This window comes from Nostoc sp. 'Peltigera membranacea cyanobiont' 210A (genome assembly GCF_002246015.1).
Taxonomy (GTDB): Bacteria; Cyanobacteriota; Cyanobacteriia; order Cyanobacteriales; family Nostocaceae; genus Nostoc.
Genome location: NZ_NOLJ01000005.1, coordinates 471,310 through 489,236 on the forward strand (window position 1 = coordinate 471,310; position 17,927 = coordinate 489,236).

The following is a 17,927-nucleotide window of genomic DNA, read 5'->3' on the forward strand; positions in this document are numbered from 1 at the left end:
CTTGGGCGAGTAAGCGATCGCACAGTAGAACACACGATGACAATTAACATCACGTTTTATGATTTTTGGAATTTGAGGCAAGCAGCAAATCAATAAATCCTAACTGATAATTGAGGTTTGCTAAAGTCAGAAATATCCGGCAACTCCAAGGATTGGCAAATGGTTAGAGAGTACTCACCCCAGAGACATCTGCCTCCGCTTGAAAGTGGCGTAGGCGTAGCCCGTCGTAGACATCGCTTTATTTCTAAACCGTCACACCCTCCAACTCTTCATCCGTTAACTCATACAACTGGCGCAACTTATCTAACTTATCACCATCAGCTTCCCAGAAACCCCGCCCATGCGCCTCCAACATTCTGCCTAAAATATTGCGGAAAGCTTCAGGATTTGCCTTCCGTAACTTATCCGCCATCTCTGCATCTAACGCATAAGTATCTGCCGCTTGGTCATAAACCCAATCATCGGTAAAATCGGCAGTACCACCCCAACCAATCAACGCCGTCATCCGTTGGGAAATTTCAAAAGCACCACCAGAACCTTGATTTGCCATTGCTTGCGCCCATTTGGGATTTACCAACTTAGTGCGATACTCCATTCGTAGCAAATCATCTAAATTGCGCGGTGTAGTATCCTTCGAGAAACTTTCTACAAAGCTAGTTGAAACCTTCTTACCGCCTTGTTTTTCTGCCGCCTTTTTCAAACCGCCCGTATTGGCGTAATATTCTTGAATATCAGTTAAACCATATTCTACCGAATCGATTTCTTGGACAATGCGATCGCTAGTTTTTAACAACGTATTCAACACTTCCGGTCTAGCTTGACCCTTATCTTCTCTCCCGTAGCTAAACACATTGCGACTTTGCCAAGTATTCCCCAACTCCTCACCAGATTCCCAATTACCATCAACCACCCTATCATTCACCAAAGAACCAAAATCACCCGCCGGATTAGAAAACAATCTCGCCGATGCATTTTCCACCCCTTGGGCTTTTAAAGCTAAAGCATGTCTTCTAATAAAATTCCGATCATCGGGTTCATCAGCATCAGCCGCCCGTTGAAATAAATCATCCAACAATTCGATGATATTTACAAAACTATCCCGAAAAATCCCAGATAAATTACCCAACACATCAATGCGGGGATGTCCAACCTCCGCCAACGGCTTCAATTCATAACGAACAACCCTACCAGTTCCTTCCTTAACAGGTTCAGCCCCCACCAACTCCAAAAGAATCCCCAAAGATTCACCCTTAGTTTTAATCGCATCTAATCCCCATAACATCACCGCCACCGTTTCAGGATATTTCCCATATTCCTCCAAATGCTGGGCGATAATTTTTTGAGCAATTTCTCGTCCCCGTTGGTATGCAGCAGGTGAAGGCATCCGATAAGGATCTAAAGCATGAATATTCCTCCCAGTCGGCAAAACCCCAGCCCCATCCCTTAACAAATCCCCCCCAGGCGCAGGCGGAATATACTCCCCATTCAACCCCCTCAACAAATTCGTTAACTCATCCGTAGATTGCATCAACAAATCCCTTATTAACCTTTCCTCCTCCTCTCTTTCTTCTTTGCGCCTTTGCGGTAGCCTGCGGCAAGCCGAAGCGTCTACGTTTTCTTCCTCCTCCCCCCCAAAATATGCCTCCAAATAAGAAGCCAATTCCTCCTCACTCGGCTTTTCCCCCAAAGTATGCAGCCCAGAAGAAAACAACCGATTTTCTAAAACTTGCAAATATCCATACAACTCCACCAAATAATCATCAAAAGTATGACTACTAAACATCCGCACATTTTCGGGAGTAAACGCAATTCCCAACCGTTTCGCATCCGCAAACGGACAATCGGCATCTAAACCAGAATCCACAATTTTTTTACAAATCCCTTCCTTCAAAACATAATTCTTTTGTGGATCTTCACGATACTCCGAAATCAAATCTCGTAATGCCACCAATTCCTTATACAGACCTGCACGCCCATAAGGCGGTACATTATGAGAAATTAATACACCATAACCGCGACGTTTTGCCAACATCGATTCAGACGGATTATTCGCCGCATATATATATAGATTAGGCAAATTTCCTAACAAAATATCCGACCAAGAATAACCCGTATTACCCAACGGAGAACCAGGCAACCATTCCACCGTCCCATGCATTCCAAAATGAACTAAAGCATCAGCTTCAAACTCATTTTGCAACCATTTATAATAAGCAGCATATTGGGGATGAGGCGTTAAATCTCGTTCAAACATTAAGCGCATCGGGTCGCCTTGTATACCCAAAGGTGGTTGTACACCTATCCAGACATTCCCTAACTGCACACCGCCAATCTGGAATTCGTCGCCATAGGTTTTAATTCCAGTTCCCGTGAGAGATTTCCATTGTTTTTCAATCCGGGAAGTTTGTAGATATCCCAGCCATTTTTCTAGAGTGCGAACATTGACACTACTTGTGGGGTGGGCAACATGAGCGCCATTATCTAGGGGCAGGCGAGACGACTGCCCCACAAGAGAATTAGCTTCATCTGCTTCTTTCACCCAGCGAATCAATTCTTCCCCATCTTCCGGTAAATCCCCCACGGTATAACCTTGTTCTTTGAGTGCGTGGAGAAACTTCAGCAAACTACGCGGCACATTTAATAATGCAGCTGTGCCCACAGCACCATAACCCGGTGGGAACCCATATAAAATAATTGCTATCTTGCGTTCCGATGCAGGTTTTTGCCGCAAAGCCACCCAAGTTTTTACCCTACCAATTAATCGCTGCACCCGTTCGGGAACCAGATAAATATTTTCGCCCACCAAACCACCAAGGGGAACGGTATCAATAGCCCCATCCAATTCTGGTAAGGCATACAATACTACACTTTGCAATCCGCCGATACCTTGGCGTGTCCACGAGGAAATATCTTGAATTAATAGTGGTGCAGCAACAATATAAGGTACATTTTTGGCAGTAAGGATGCGTTTTGCGACTTCTATTTGACGGCCAGCTTCCATTGAACCAGCGGGGCCACCTACCAGAGGAAAGCCAATTGTAGAGACGATCGCATCTACTTTTACTGCTTCACTAGATAGTGAGGGAGTTTCTATATTACCTAGTTGTCGTTGCTGAATTTCATAGTCGGTTGTCATTAAATCTCGTACCGCCACGTGTCCTTCTACACCGTTGATGAAAATAGGCAAGGGAGTTAACCCAGCTTTTTCAAAACTGCGAATCAGTTGCGGAATATAAGCTTGTTTGGTGATGACGTGTTTTCGGTACAGGAGAATTCCTACAACTGGGGAGACGCGATTAGGGAAGACGCGATGAATCGCGTCTCTACAATGGGTTTTATGCCATTCTAAATACTCGCGGGGCGATTCAAAAAAACCTTGATAGTCGGGATGGAGTAATCCGATGTTGGGGGTTTCGACTAGCGGGGGAATGTCGCCGACTTTTAAATCTAAGTATTTTTCTGCCAGTGTCCAGAATAATGAAGCGACGTTTTCTGGGCCGCCAGCATTCCAGTAACCATAGATAATTAACCAGTTGCGTAAGTCTTGGACTTTTTGCACTGGCACGTATTTCAGTAGTTTGGGGCCAATTTTTAAGAAGCTGATGTAACCAGCGAGTTTGTCTTCTTCTCGCCCGTTGCTAAATTTGTCGAGGATGAATTTAACGGGTTTGGGCATTCCTTTGGGTTTGTCGCCAATAGCAAAATCACCCAATTTGGTTAAACTCAGCAATTCTAAGGCTGACTCAAAGACTAGACGGATGGGAATTTGGGCAATGCGATCGCGCAACCACACAACCTGGTCATAATCAAATAGTAGGCTACCGAAAAACACATCAACGTCATGCAGTGCTGCTTCTACTTCGGCACGTTGACTGGTAAGATCGCGATCGCTAAATACCCGAATATCCAACTCAGGACAGCGAGAGTTAGCCAAAAAGGCTGCTTTTCTGTACAAGTCAGCGTTGAATGATTCAAACCCAGCAATCAAGACGATGCGTTTCATGCCTGTAAGCTACGAAATATTTCTTTACTTAAATTTTAAACGTGCTTTCAGGCTGATTGTTAAATATCTACCCACAGATTCCGGTCAGTAGTTCCTTGAAGGAGGTAGGGCTTCACCTGGATTTCTCACTTGTGAGAAATCCAAGAAGTGTGGGAGGTGTGGGAGGTGTGGGAGGTGTGGGAGGTGTGGGAGGTGTGGGAGGTGTGGGNGGATGGGGAAGAAGTCTTACCCCCCACACTCCCCACACTCCCCACACTCCTCTTCCCCTGAAGCCTACACTATGCGTGAGAAATCCGGGTTCACTATCACCAACGCTTTTGGGATATTTTGATTTCAAAAAAGTTGTGATGTGTTGAGTCAAATTAAATGCATCATTGAACTCTTTTGATTTCTATAGCGCTTCATATAGTAAACGGATTTATTGCGGTGACAAGTTTGTAAAAGTACGCAACTCGGTAATATCTAATCTCCGGTTAAACTCATTAACATAAACTTAAAATATCTTGGTCTTTTTCACTTGTGGCGACACCTAAACTTACATAATGATATTTCTGATCTTTGATATTATTAGAATGAATTTGATGCCATCGATATCAAAAAGACTCTATACTCTCTTTCATCACGAGATAGAAGCGATCGTTACAGGCACGATCCCAGGCGATGGTTGGGCCGATTCCCCAATAGGAAAAACCAGATACAATCTCTTTTCCATCGCCTGTTGTAGAAAATTTTCCTCTCAATTCTTGCGTGAGTTCTGCAAGTTTGCTAGATTTATCTTCCCCTATAAAACAAAGAGTCCACTCTAAGCCGGGTTCATTGATGGAATTCTCCAGTAGCTTCACAAAATTTAAAGATCCCATGTTGAGCCTCGTTTATTGAGCAGTTTATCTGATAAATCTCGCACAGGTGTTTAGAAGCGAACGCGTATTCATTAATACTGTAAAGTATTATGTGTTAAGCTGCTCAGGGTTAACATCAAGCCAAGGGTAGAGTCTGTCAAGAGTTACGACCTTATAAACCCAGGTTCACATCAGGGGGTGTGTTCGGTTTAGGGATTTGGGCATCTAACTAAGTACATTTGTCATGGCTTTCCACTTTTATAAAGCGTTATTATCTAAATAATGGAGGCAATTGCTAGATTTCAATTTATTGGGAAAATTTACTGGTTATTCTCGATATTGATAACTTATAATAGTTGTGTTTTTGGTTGCAATATGGCTTTGAATTAGTGGATTTTACCAAATCAAAGTTGCTGCTCAGGTTCGCACAAAAACTTATTTGGTTTCATAGCGTAGTAATGCTGAAAATAATGCAGCCATTGCTAACAAGTATTTTCACAAAGTTATTAACCAAACTTTGTTTATATAATTATAAAAGTTTTGAACTAGTGTAAAAACAAGTAAATTGAGGATGAACTAATGAAATTTGGAATTGATAGCGGGCACAATTGTCCACCAGATACAGGAGCTAGAGGTATTAAATTCGAGGATAATTTAACTCTAGATGTAGGTAATAGAGTTATAGCCAAGTTAAGAGCTTTAGGAAATGAAGTCGTAGTATGTAGACCAAGTAATGCTAATACAGTCCGTGACTCACTCTCAAAAAGATGTTCTACGGCTAATGCAAGCAGAGTAGATACTTACGTCTCGATTCATTTTAATGCTTTTAACAACCAAGCTAACGGCACAGAAGTATATGCGACTAGCGATACAGGTAGAAAAATTGCTAAACCTGTATTAGATGAAATCATCAAGTTAGGATTTTTTAATCGTGGCGTTAAGAGTGGTTCCCACTTGTATGTTCTGAAAAATACAGATATGCCTGCTATCTTGATAGAATGTTGCTTCCTCGATTCGCAAAAAGATATGAATCTTTTTAATCCTGAAGCAATGGCTAATGCAATTGTCAAAGGCTTAACTGGTAAATTGCCAAGTGCCCCTGTTAACCCTGTACCAGATGAAGAGGAGAACATAGATGAAACTATTCTCAGACTGCAAAAATCCTTAAATAGACTAAAAATAACCGATAAAAATGGTAAGGCGTTAGTGGAAGATGGCTTCACGGGGGCCAACACAAAATCTGCCGTAGAAAAATTTCAGACTATTGTCGCAGTTCAGCCGACTGGAATTGCTGACGCAACTACATGGAATGCCATAAATCTAATTTTGGCAAAACGAATTATCAGACCAAACCATGCTGGTGGTGCAGTTGTCAGATACTTACAATACCGTTTAGGTGTTGAGAATGATGGCGTCTATGGGTCGCAAACAGAGGTTGTAGTTAAAAACTTTCAAAAGCAAAATGGTTTAGATGCCGATGGCATTATCGGCCCTGCTAGTTGGCAGAAATTAATTGGTTAGGCTGATGGGGACTAGAGACTAGAGACTGGGGTAGTAGTGCTGAGTAAAGAAGTTGGGAATCTGACATCTTTACTCAGAACTGGGAACGGGCTAAACGCCGCGTTACTGCTAACAGAACTGTTTTGCCTAATAAATCAGTGAAGGGATTGATTTTATCAACTTACAACCATATTTTGTTCATAATATCTTTGGCAAGCGCACAAACTGCCAAAGTATTTGAGATAGCATTGATATCGCTTACAGCCATTGAGATAAAATAATTAAAAGAAATAACCAGGGCGTAGGAAATCACCTATTCTGTTGACAAGAATCTGTTAACTTAACCAAGTTTGCGTTTGATTAAGTATCAATCGCATTTGGTAACAGGTAATTTCCTATCGCTCTGGTGCTTTTTTGGCGGTGAAGTTTCGCCAAAAGTATAAAAGTAAAGGGCTTTTCAAGGCTATAACAATCACTACTGATTTTTTGTATAAATAAGCACGTTTTTACTAATTTTAAAATTTATTTATTATGTTATATCAAGCTTGATACAACACTTATTCTAAAATATGATTCAAAACCGTTGTTTTTTTATAACTGAGTTTGAATATGAGATTTTAGTAAGGCAGCGATCGCGTAATCCACGAGCGATCGCTATTCTCTGGTTTCACTGACTGAATCATCCTAGTGTGTAGATATAGGCTTGTCTTAACCGCCTTACCATCTCCCGACGTACCTCATTTTGGACACGGTTTCCACGTCGCCAGTGTTCTAACTGAATATTATCAACATAGAAACGGACAGAAAATTGCATAGCAGAGCCTTGGATATCAGTTAGCTGAACTTGTGGTTCCTTCCAGGCAGTATTAGACTCTTTAAAACTATCATGTAGCCATTCGAGAAATTTTAAGGAATAGTCATCTAATCTTGTTTCATCTACTCCGGGACTTGCAATTTTTTGAAATAATTTATTTAGCTTAATTTTTAAAAGTTCAATTTTTTGCTCCCATTCGTCTGGTAAAAGATGTTGGTCTTCAATTACTAAATCAGGATCTTTTAACCAAGTTTGATACCATTGGCGAATCAAGCCAATTAGAGTTTGTTTTTCAGTCGGCTCTTGTTCTTCTAGGCGCGATCGCAGACGTTTACCCTTGCGTTCTGTGATGACTACCAGCCCCACAATGTTCAGTATTTCTAAATAGTTTTTCTGGAGAATTTTTAATTCTTCTGAATTCAATCCACCCTTTTCTACCTTCTTAACTTCTCTAACAAAATCTTCAAATGCTTGCTCAATTTTTTGCAGTTGCGTGTTCACATCTTTTTCAATTAATAAACGCAGCCGTCCTGCTTCTTTTTTTGACAGCTTATCATCCTTGGCTTCTGTCAATGCAGCAAAATTGTCTAAATATTGAAGTTTTTCATCAATATCGCCTAATGTGTCTGGATGACCAAGGATAATTTGTTGCAAAATGTTTGTTGCTACCACTGCATCAGCATCAACTCTAACTGACACTTTAATCGTATAAGCGTAGTGAGTTGTAGGACGACTGAGATTGACTATGTTTTGACCTCCCAAAGTCGTGTTTGGTGTATAAACCTCGCAATGCTCGTTAATCAGATATAGTTTTGTTACCCGGATACCAATGTGTTTGATAATTGCAATTGAACCATCTGGCATGGAGATGACATCTCCAAATCTAAAGGGTGTATCAACTAGTAAAACTAACCCACTGAAAAAATCGCTTAAAATATCTTTTACTGCTAATCCCAACACTACAGTGATGCTACCTATTGCTAACCCAATTCCTGTTAAATCAACCCCAATGGTGCTGAAAAACAGAGATATGCCAATGAGGTAAGTGATGAGTGGGATAAAATTTTGTAGGAGTGGAATTAATACGTCATCCCAGACAGCCTCAGTTTTTCGGGCGTAGTCTTTTAAGTAGTAGACTGCTGCTTCTGTAAACAATAAAGTTATGCCGTAAGTGAAACCAAGAATTAGGAAAGCCGTGAGTCCCCGATCGATTAAATTAATAATTCCCCCCGATCCGAGTTGAGTCAGAGAGAGTTTTAGACTAGCAAGGATAAAAATAGCGATCGCAGGGATTTGTAAGATTCCAAGGATAAATAGGGCTGTATCTTTTTCTGTGCGGCGCAGAAACGATCGCAGTAGATAGAAAAGTAATATATAGAGTACAAATACAACAACTATAGATGCGCCGAATGTATAAAAGAAAGAGCTAATTTGTGCCCCCGTTGGAAAAGTCGGAGGTGCTGGTACTACAACAGAAGGTTTTGATGCAGATTCTGCGGCTTGGGCGATGAGGGTATAGTTCATTAGTACCTGTTATTCTTGCAATTTCAAATAAGTTACTCTACCAATTTTGGATTTTTAATTTTGGATTTTTGATTGAAGGAAAAATCCACAATTAAATGACTCCTGAGTGATTTTTTGTTAAAAGAAAGCACCAAATTAACCTTCGGCACTTTCAGCGCGCACGGGAATTACAATTCCTTCCCCCAGCAGTGCATTCGTAAAAATCTTCCGAAGAACGCGCTGAATTTGAAGATGTTTTCCTGGCTTTACTTTCGTTAATGTTCGTAGCAATAAGTTAGACTCTCCTAGACTTTCGACTCCATCCACCTGTGTGCCTTCGAGTACATCTGGATCGTCTGCTTTTAACTGCTGTCCCACCTCCTCAATGACTTTGTACACGTGCGCTAAGTTGGAATCATAAGGCACACCAACTTCTACTACTGCAAAGATATACTGTTTGGAGTAATTAGTAATTGAGCCAATATTTCCATTCTGAATAATCTGCAATTGACCATTAGGATGTCTGACACGAGTGGTTCTGAGTTCAATCGCCTCGACAATACCTTCGACAACTTTATCTTCGGCTTTTCCGGCTTCAATATAGTCACCTACTAAATAGTAGTTTTCAAACAGAATAAAGAAGCCGCAGACAATATCGTTAATTAGTGTTTGTGCCCCTAATCCCACAGCGATGCCGACAATACCAGCACCCGCAAGTATGGGAGTGGGATCGATACTCAGGGCATAGAGAATAAAAACTGTAGCCCCAAAGTAAATTAAGTATTGCAAGAAACTACGAAACAGAGGAACGAGCGTCAGGCGTCTACTTCTTTGAATCTCAGTTAGATTCTGGTCTTTGAACAGCACCTCTTCAACAAGTAAGTAAACGACCTCAAACAACACGCGACTAATAAAGATGATACCGATAATCTTAATAATTCGCGGGCCAAAAGTTGCGACATTGGCAATTAACTGCACCTGCTGAATCACCAATGTTGCCATGCAGACATAAATCACAAATTCCAAGCAGCGCTTTAAAAAGGGTATCAGGTGTCGGAGGCGATCGTAAAATCTTAGCAGGTTATCGGGATTGGAGTATCTGATGCTGAGAGCATCTAAGCTATCAACGATCGCAGCAACTGCTTTAAGTATAAGCAATCCGATGGCAATGATTAGATAGATTCGCAGCGCGATGTACAAATATTCCGAAACCGTTGCTGGCAATTTGAGAAAATGGGCACACAAGATGGTAGCCCATAGCCAGATTCCACCACTGATTCTGTCATAGAAGGCGTTAAAGAAAGCATCAATACTTTCATCGTCAGCAGTATTTTTTTCTAAGTTCTTAGTGCGAGTGCTGGCTATTTTCAGCCAATATTTGAGAAATTTCAGGGCGATCGCCGCTAAAATCAAAGTGCCAAAACTCTGAGCTATGCCAATTCCTAGTGTCACCCAAAATCCTGATGGGATACGCTCAATCAACAAGAGTGTGTATTGCTGAAGGTTTTCGCCCCGATAAACTAGATAACCATTAGCACCCACAATCAGAATGCACGATACCACACAAGCAAGTAACAATAACCCTGTGATATTTCGGCGGAGGGTTTTGATACTTCTATTGTCGCTTTTAGGTATAAAGGTTTTAGTAAATAGCTTGAATAATTTGCTGAAAACCCAGTTCAGTAATACAAAAACAAAGATTATCAAGCTGACTTCAGCCAAAATAATTAATACATTCATATATGAATATAAAACTGAATTAATTTAACAGTTGTATGTCAAAATCTATTGAGAACATCAAGCTTTTTCTATACATAGATGATTATTTCATATAATCACAACTTGTCAAGCCATTAACATTTTATTCACACGTTCACTTTTCGTTTGATCTTTACCGACTTTAAGTAAGTGAGAATAAATCGAAGTAAATTAAGTAATGTAAAAAATCTTGAGATTATTTTGTAGTGAAAACTTTAGCCCTCACTTGATGGCTAAAGTTTTCACTACAAACCTTTAATTATTTATGCTGCTCTACTTAACGCTCTTCCATCACTCTGGTCAAAGAAAAATCTCAGCCAACTTTTAAACAATAGACAGAAATTAGGTTTGGAGCTTTGTTTGCTAACATTATGGCTAAAATCATCATTTTTGCCTGAATGACATTACAGCATTTCTCTGGTGTTCACTGCAATAATTGCGCGTAGATAGTGGGTTAATGTGTCTTTTACTCCCCGTATATCCGCGTCTTTACATCTTTCTAGCGATTTGAACTATGCAACTTACAAGCGCATCAGCTTATTTAGCATCAGCATTCTCGCAATCCATCTGCACGACACAATTTCTCCCTTGTGCTTTTGCCTGGTAGAGTCCTTGGTCAGCAGCAGCAATTAAGATTGCAGGAGATAATTGGCTATGAGGAGTGATGGTTGCCACACCAAGACTTAGGGTAATGAATTCACTGACCTGAGAATGGGAATGAGGTATTTGTAATGCACTAACATTGATCTGAATATCTTTTGCAACTGCAATAGCCCCTTCGATATCAGTATTCGGCAAAATGACTGCAAACTCTTCTCCGCCATAACGAGCCACTAAATCAGCGGGATGTTTAACTGTCTGAGAGATTGCCTTAGCAACTTGTCTAAGTGCATCATCTCCTGCTAGATGTCCATGCGTATCATTGTAAAGCTTAAAGTAATCGACATCACACAAAATCAAAGATAGCGAACTTTTCTCTCGTGCCAACCATTGCCACTGCGTGTTTAACGTGTCATCAAAGCAGCGTCGATTTGCCACTTGGGTTAGACCATCGGAACAGGCAAGGCGCTGTAATTCCTGGTTTGCTTGTTGTAATTGGTGGTAAAGTTCTGATTGCTGAATAGCGATCGCAGCTTGACCTGCTAACTGGTTAAACAAGTTAATCTCCGATTGCTGCCATTGTCTGGGCTGACGGCATTGGTGAGCAATCAATAGTCCCCACAAACACCCTTGCTGCAATATTGGTACGACAAGGTTTGCCCGGATTTGCAGACTTCTAAGGAGGTCAACATGACAAGGTGATAGACCCGCAGTTTCAATGTCTGCGATCGCTCTGGTGTTACCTTGTTGATAGTAAGCTGCACGCGTGGATTTAAAGCCGGTATCCATGACGTGAAATCCCAAAATCGACATACACCCTTCTGCTAAGGATTCTACAGCGACTAATCCACTCCAGTCTGGCTCAAACTGGTAAATCAGCACTCGGTCTACCTCAAACAGTTGTCGCACTTCCGCTGCTGTGGTTTGCAAAATCTCGTCTAACTCCAACGATTGGCGAATGCGCTGCGTTACAGCCGCAACAATTCGCTCAGACTCGGTTTGGTGTTGGACACGCTCCTCATCTTGCTGAGAGTGTGCCGATGCTACAGTTAATACGATTTGCTCAAAGTAAGGGGTTGTAGTGACAGGCGCTGCACTGGGTTTACCAATCAAATAGCCTTGAGCAAAATTTGCACCTCGTTCTCGCAGCCAGTTCAGTTCCTCAATACACTCAATTCCTTCAGCAACGGTTTGAATGTTTAACTTTTGAGTAATCTCTAGCAGTTTCTCGGTAATCGAAGCTTTGTAAAGGTCTTGATGTACATCTCGAATTAACTCCATATCCAGCTTGATAAAGTCTGGACGTAACTGATGCAGCAAGTTTAGGCTGGAATAGCCAGAACCAAGGTCATCAAGAGCGACTAAAAATCCAGCATTCCGGTAGTATTGAAGCACTGCCTTGAGGTGGGCTAAATCTTGAGGATTGTCTGACTCCACGACTTCAAAAACAACGCGATCGTGAGAAATTCCGGCACTATCAATTGCCTCTACCGTACTACGTAGGCAAAAAGCTGGGTCATAAAGTGACGTTGGTGCAAAATTGATGAAGATGTGCCCACTTACTTGATAGCGGCTGAATTGAGTGATTGCGCTGAGTCGAGCAACTTGGTCTAGTTGTGGTAGAAGTCCGGCTTCGGTTGCTAACTCTATAATTGGTGTTGGTAGCACTAAATTGCCTTCTTCATCCAGTCCCCGCAAGAGCGATTCATATCCAAAAATTTGCGATGTATCGTAAATTGAGACAATTGGTTGAAAGTAACTGGTGAATCGTTCCGTTGCCAGCATATCAACCAGCCAGTCGGATTGGTTCAACTTAATGAAGCGTTGTAATGAGGCTATGTCACTAAAATCATGGAGTTGAGGTTGGAAAGTGCCTTGCATGAAAAGGACTTGCGTCTCTTTTAATTCTCTTGGTGCAAGTAGTTTGGCCAGATTACGAGCAATTTCTAGAGACTGTCCGGGTTTACAGTCCAAACTCAAACCTGGTCGCTCGTGCATCAGTTCATACTTAAGGGAAAACTGCTGTAGGTAAGAGGTGACTTTTATCAGGGTATGTGGAACGGGGAACCAGAGAAAGAGCCTACCTGCCTCCTGATTCCGGCAGCGTGCAACATTGCGACAAGCACAGGTTTTGGAGATAGGACATATTTGGCTCATAGCTAAATAATTTGAATTTGCTCAATCCGATTTATTCTATTATTCCCACTATTTTTAGTGTAAAAGATAAACTATACTTCAAATACGTGAAGATTTGATGAGTTAAGTAAACTGAATAATTTAGCTGAGTAAGCAACTTAGTAGCACATACTAAAATTTATACTGAAGCCTCAAGTAATTGCCGATGTATTTTGTGCAATTAAGCAACAAAATGAGGAGTTAGATTAACAATTGAAGTTACAAAATAAAGGTAAAATTAGCCAGATTAGTAACAGCGTTTAGCTAGATTAATTCAGAGTAAATATATTTTTTTGAAGAATCAATCGACCTCAATAAACAACAAAATCTTTGAAACAAGTTAATAAATTAAGACATGAATCAAAAGCCCTCACCCTAAATCCCTCTCCCAATTTTGGGAGAGGGACTTTGAAATTGGCTCCCCTATACTTAGATATGCCCACTTCTACCAATTAGAGTTACAATTGCCTTGACTAACTCCTCTGGTTCGACGGGTTTGGACAGATGCTTTTGAAACCCTGATTCAAGTGCTTGTTGCTGATTGATTTCTCCAGCATAAGCGGTTAAAGCGATCGCCAGAATTTGTTTGGCTTGGTTTGCCTGCAATGCTTTAACTTGGCGCATCAGCATATAGCCATCCATCTCTGGCATCCCAATATCACTGAGCAGCATATCTGGTTCTGACTTTGCCAAAATTTGTAATGCTTCTTTTGCTGATGTCACTGCTGTCACCATTGCTCCAGCCTGTTCTAGTACAAATGTGTGGAAGTCACGGGTATCATTGTCATCATCTACAACTAAGATTTGGATGCCTGCAAGGATTTCAGGAAAAGGAGAAGGATTTAATGCAGCAACATTTATATCTTGTTTTGGGGTTAAATCTTTTTTAATTAGTGGTAGCCTAACTCGGAAAATAGCTCCTTGCCCCTCACCTAAACTTTCTGCCTGAATCGTGCCGCCATGTAATTCGGTCAAATGACGCACAATTGCTAACCCTAACCCCAATCCACCAAATTTTCGGGTTGTCGTGCCATCAGCCTGACGAAAATATTCAAACACATAAGGCAGAAACTCAGGGTTGATTCCCTTACCTGTGTCGCTGACGGTAATCTCAGCTTGAGCGTCAACGCACTCTAGTTGAATATCAATTTTTCCTCCTTCAGGAGTGAATTTAACGGCATTCGATAAGAGATTCCAAATAACTTGTTGTAAACGACTAGAATCACCCAAAACTTGCCCGAAAGAAGCATCCAGCATCATCTGAATTTGAATATTTTTAGCTTCTGCTGCCAAACGGACTGTTTCCAATCCCGCCTCAATCACAAGTACTAGGTTGACAGGTAACATCTTCAGGTTGAGCTTGCCTTGTAAGATCCGAGAGACATCAAGCAAATCTTCAATTAGTTGAGCTTGTAATTGAGCATTCCGCTCGATAGTTGCGATCGCTTTCTTTAGGGCTGCTGGTTCAAACTCACGAGTCTGCAAGAGTCTCGCCCAACCAAGAATCGGATTCAGAGGCGATCGCAATTCATGGGAAAGTACCGCCAGAAACTCATCTTTAACCCGGTTGGCTCTTTCGGCTTCAGTTCTGGCAGCTTGCTCAAGTTCTAGGAGGCGATCGCGTTCGGCTTCTGCGACTTTGCGTTCGGTAATGTCAATGACTGAGCCGATGTAACCTTTAAACTCACCGTCCACCCCAAACCACGGATTCGCGGCATCGATACAAGAGCGATATTCGCCATCTTTGCGCCGCAAGCGGTACTCCAAACGGAAGGCCGAGTAACTCCTATTAGCTTCCAGAAAAACATTCCTGGTGTCATTATAGTCTTCTGGATGCACAGCATTTAACCAGCCAAATCCCAGACCCATTTCCTCGTTCTGACCTGTAAAATCGTACCAGCTTTGACTGAGATAGGTGCAGTAGTTATTGGTATCTGTCACCCAAACCATGAAGGGGGCATTATCAGCCATGTTGCGGAACTTTTCTTCGCTTTCCCGAAGTGCTTTTTCTGCTTGTTTGCGATCGCTAATTTCTGTAACAAAAACGCTGACTCCTTCTGCAAAAGGGTAGACGCGGTTCTCAAACCAGCGCTGCCAAGGCGCATAAAAGTATTCAAACTGAACAACGGTGTTTTGGGCGATCGCTCGATGAACTTGGGTATCAAACTCGCTTTGAACCACATCGGGAAACACTTCCCAAATGATCTTGCCTAGCAACTCTTCTTTTGGGATGCCAACAACATCTGCTACGCGATCGTTGACAAAAGTATAACGCCACTCTCGATCCAACACAAAGAACTGGTCTTGGATGCCAGCGATGACAGTCTCTAGGTGTGCTTTAGCAACCTCAGCTTCAATTCGCAACCCTTGCTCGCGTTCCATAGCTTCTTGGCGGAGACGAGCCATTTTTAGGGCTGCTTCTACCCGCGCCAACAATTCACGGGCAGAGAAAGGTTTAATCAGATAATCATCGGCTCCCGCTTCTAACCCTTCCACCCGTGCCTCTTCTCCCGCCCGTGCCGACAATAGAATGATGGGAACTTTTTGCGTCAGCGGATCGGCTCGTAATGCTTGCAGCAGTCCAAAGCCATCTAATCCAGGCATCATCACATCTGTCAGTACTAAATCGGGGACACGTCCACGAGCAGACTCCAAAGCAGTTAAACCGTCTGGCACTGCTTCCACTTCATATTGCTGACTTAATAGCCGATTGACATAATCACGCATATCTGCGTTGTCATCAGCCAAGAGAATCCGAGCAGAGGGAGCAGAGGAGCGGAGGGGCAGGGGGAGAAGAAATAGTTCAAGAAGACTACACATCATATATAGATTCTCCCCCTGCTTCCCCTGCTCTCTTCTTCCGGTAGCCACCGCAGGGCTTCTTCTAAATAAGGTGTTGCACCTAATGCAGTTGAAGCTAAAGTTCGCGGGGCACTAATCCGGTCTGGAGGCAAATGAGCATATCCTGTTGGAATTGACACGGTAAAGCAACTGCCTACTCCGAGAAGACTGGTAACATCAACTGTTCCACCATGCATTTGCACCAATTCTTGCACCAGTGATAATCCAATTCCTGACCCTTCAAAAGTTCGTCCTTGCGCCCCTTTGACGCGGTGGAATCGTTCAAAAAGGTGGGGGATTTCTTCTGCTGGGATACCGATTCCTGTGTCTTTGACTGCAAACTCAATACGGTTATTTGACCACTGCAAACTGACTGCAATTTCTCCAGCCATCGTGAACTTGAAGGCATTCGAGAGCAGGTTAAGAACAATTTTTTCCCACATCTCCCGATCTACATACACTGGTGCTGGCAAGGAAGGACAATTAACTGATAATTGCATCCCTGCCCGTTCTACAGCGGAACGAAATACACTAGCTAGTTCTGCGGTGAAGGTGGCAAGGTTAGTGGCTTCATAAGAAGCTTGAACCCTTCCGGCTTCAATGCGTGAAAAGTCTAGCAAGCTGTTGACCAGTTTCAGCAGCCGAAGTCCGTTGCGTTGCACCATTTCTAGCTGCTCTCGCTCTTTGGCTGGAAGCAGAGTACCACAAGTGGTTAAGGTGTCTTCTAATGGCCCCAACATTAGAGTAAGTGGGGTACGGAACTCGTGGCTGACGTTGCTGAAAAAGACGGTTTTGGCGCGATCGATTTCTGCCAAGGCTTCAGCACGTTTGCGTTCTTCCTCGTAAGCTTGGGCGTTAGCGATGCTGGCTGCAATTTGAGCCGCAACTAAATCAATGAATCCTTTATAATTGTCATCGAATAGCCTGAAGGGGTTCAAACCAGTGATTAAGATACCAGCTTTTCCGGTTTGACCGGATGCGGCAATAGGTACTGCGATCGCTTGGTGGGGCGATCGCTGCCAAACGCCACAAGGTAGACTACTAAAAGACATTTCCAAACCGGAAATCAGTTTGGCTTGATGTGTTCCGATCACTTCTGCAAAGGGCCAAACCCCATCAGCATCGAGAGCCACTGTTTCGGGAACTGCTACGTGGTTTTGCCCAATGCGGCAAGTTCCAGCCAGAAAAACTTGCTGCTTATCGGGATCGACCAAATAAATCATTGCAAAAGGGAGATCGTAAGGGTTGCTCTCCAGACAACTCACACTCAACGTACAGGCTTCATCGAATGTTCGCGCGTCTGCCGTCCTCGCCGCTAGTTCGCGCAAAAGTGCCAACTGACGCTCACTAATAATCCGCTGCGTGTCCTCTGTATTAGCGCAGATGATCCCGCCTGTGTCGCCTTGGTCATTAGGAACCGGGCTATATGAAAAAGTATAATAGGTTTCTTCTGGATAGCCGTTGCGCTCCATAATTAGCAGCAGCGCTTCGTCGTAAGTACCCTCATTCTTCAGCATCGCTGATTCGGCGCGAGGCCCAACCTGATCCCAAATTTCCCGCCACACGTATGAAGCTGGCTGCCCAAGTGCTTCTGGATGTTTGCCGCCAATAATCGCCTTGTAAGCGTCATTGTAAAGGTTAATCAGTTCCTCGCCCCACCAAACAAACATGGGTTGACGGGAAGTTAGCATAATTCGCACGGCAGTCTTCAAACTCTGTGGCCAGTGCTGTGTTGGGCCAAGGGACGTTTTTGACCAATCCTGTTCTCGCATCCTAGCACCCATTTCACCTCCACCGATAAGGAAATTTACGTCGGCGTTGCTTGCTAACGTTGACTCGTTCTTCATTAATTCCTCTCGATTGGTCATGTGTCGGTTACAGGCTACATCGGTGG

Annotated in this window: 6 protein-coding genes and 1 pseudogene; 1 reads left to right on the plus strand and 6 read right to left on the minus strand. The window is 42.7% G+C overall.

What is annotated here, in order from left to right; translation table 11 throughout:
* Positions 1–244: 244 nt before the first annotated feature.
* Both bchH and CDG76_RS18105 read right to left on the minus strand, forming a co-directional pair.
* Positions 245–4,003, minus strand: coding sequence for a magnesium chelatase subunit H (bchH, locus tag CDG76_RS18100; protein ID WP_094350345.1), 3,759 nt, complete (start codon positions 4,001–4,003; stop codon positions 245–247).
* Between the two features lie 593 nt (positions 4,004–4,596).
* Positions 4,597–4,863 carry a hypothetical protein gene (locus CDG76_RS18105; RefSeq protein WP_094350346.1) on the minus strand — a complete coding sequence of 89 codons (267 nt, stop codon included), beginning with the start codon at positions 4,861–4,863 and terminating at the stop codon, positions 4,597–4,599.
* A 558-nt stretch (positions 4,864–5,421) separates the two neighbouring features.
* Between CDG76_RS18105 and CDG76_RS18110 the strand changes: the two genes are divergently transcribed.
* Positions 5,422–6,363, plus strand: coding sequence for an N-acetylmuramoyl-L-alanine amidase (locus CDG76_RS18110; RefSeq protein WP_094350347.1), 942 nt, complete (start codon positions 5,422–5,424; stop codon positions 6,361–6,363).
* A gap of 658 nt (positions 6,364–7,021) precedes the next feature.
* On the opposite strand, the gene CDG76_RS18115 is transcribed toward CDG76_RS18110, so the two are convergent.
* The 4 genes and pseudogenes from CDG76_RS18115 to CDG76_RS39650 form a co-directional block, all read right to left on the minus strand.
* A complete protein-coding gene (locus tag CDG76_RS18115; RefSeq protein ID WP_094350348.1) occupies positions 7,022–8,680 on the minus strand; it encodes a mechanosensitive ion channel family protein in 1,659 nt (552 codons plus the stop codon).
* A gap of 135 nt (positions 8,681–8,815) precedes the next feature.
* The gene (locus tag CDG76_RS18120; protein WP_094350349.1) at positions 8,816–10,399 is read right to left on the minus strand and encodes a mechanosensitive ion channel family protein; all 1,584 of its coding nucleotides are present in this window, start codon (positions 10,397–10,399) and stop codon (positions 8,816–8,818) included.
* Between the two features lie 555 nt (positions 10,400–10,954).
* On the minus strand, positions 10,955–13,174 hold the full coding sequence (locus tag CDG76_RS18125) for an EAL domain-containing protein (protein WP_094350350.1): 2,220 nt from the start codon (positions 13,172–13,174) through the stop codon (positions 10,955–10,957).
* 447 nt (positions 13,175–13,621) lie between these two features.
* Positions 13,622–17,880: pseudogene (locus CDG76_RS39650) on the minus strand (ATP-binding protein).
* Between the last annotated feature and the right edge of the window lie 47 nt (positions 17,881–17,927).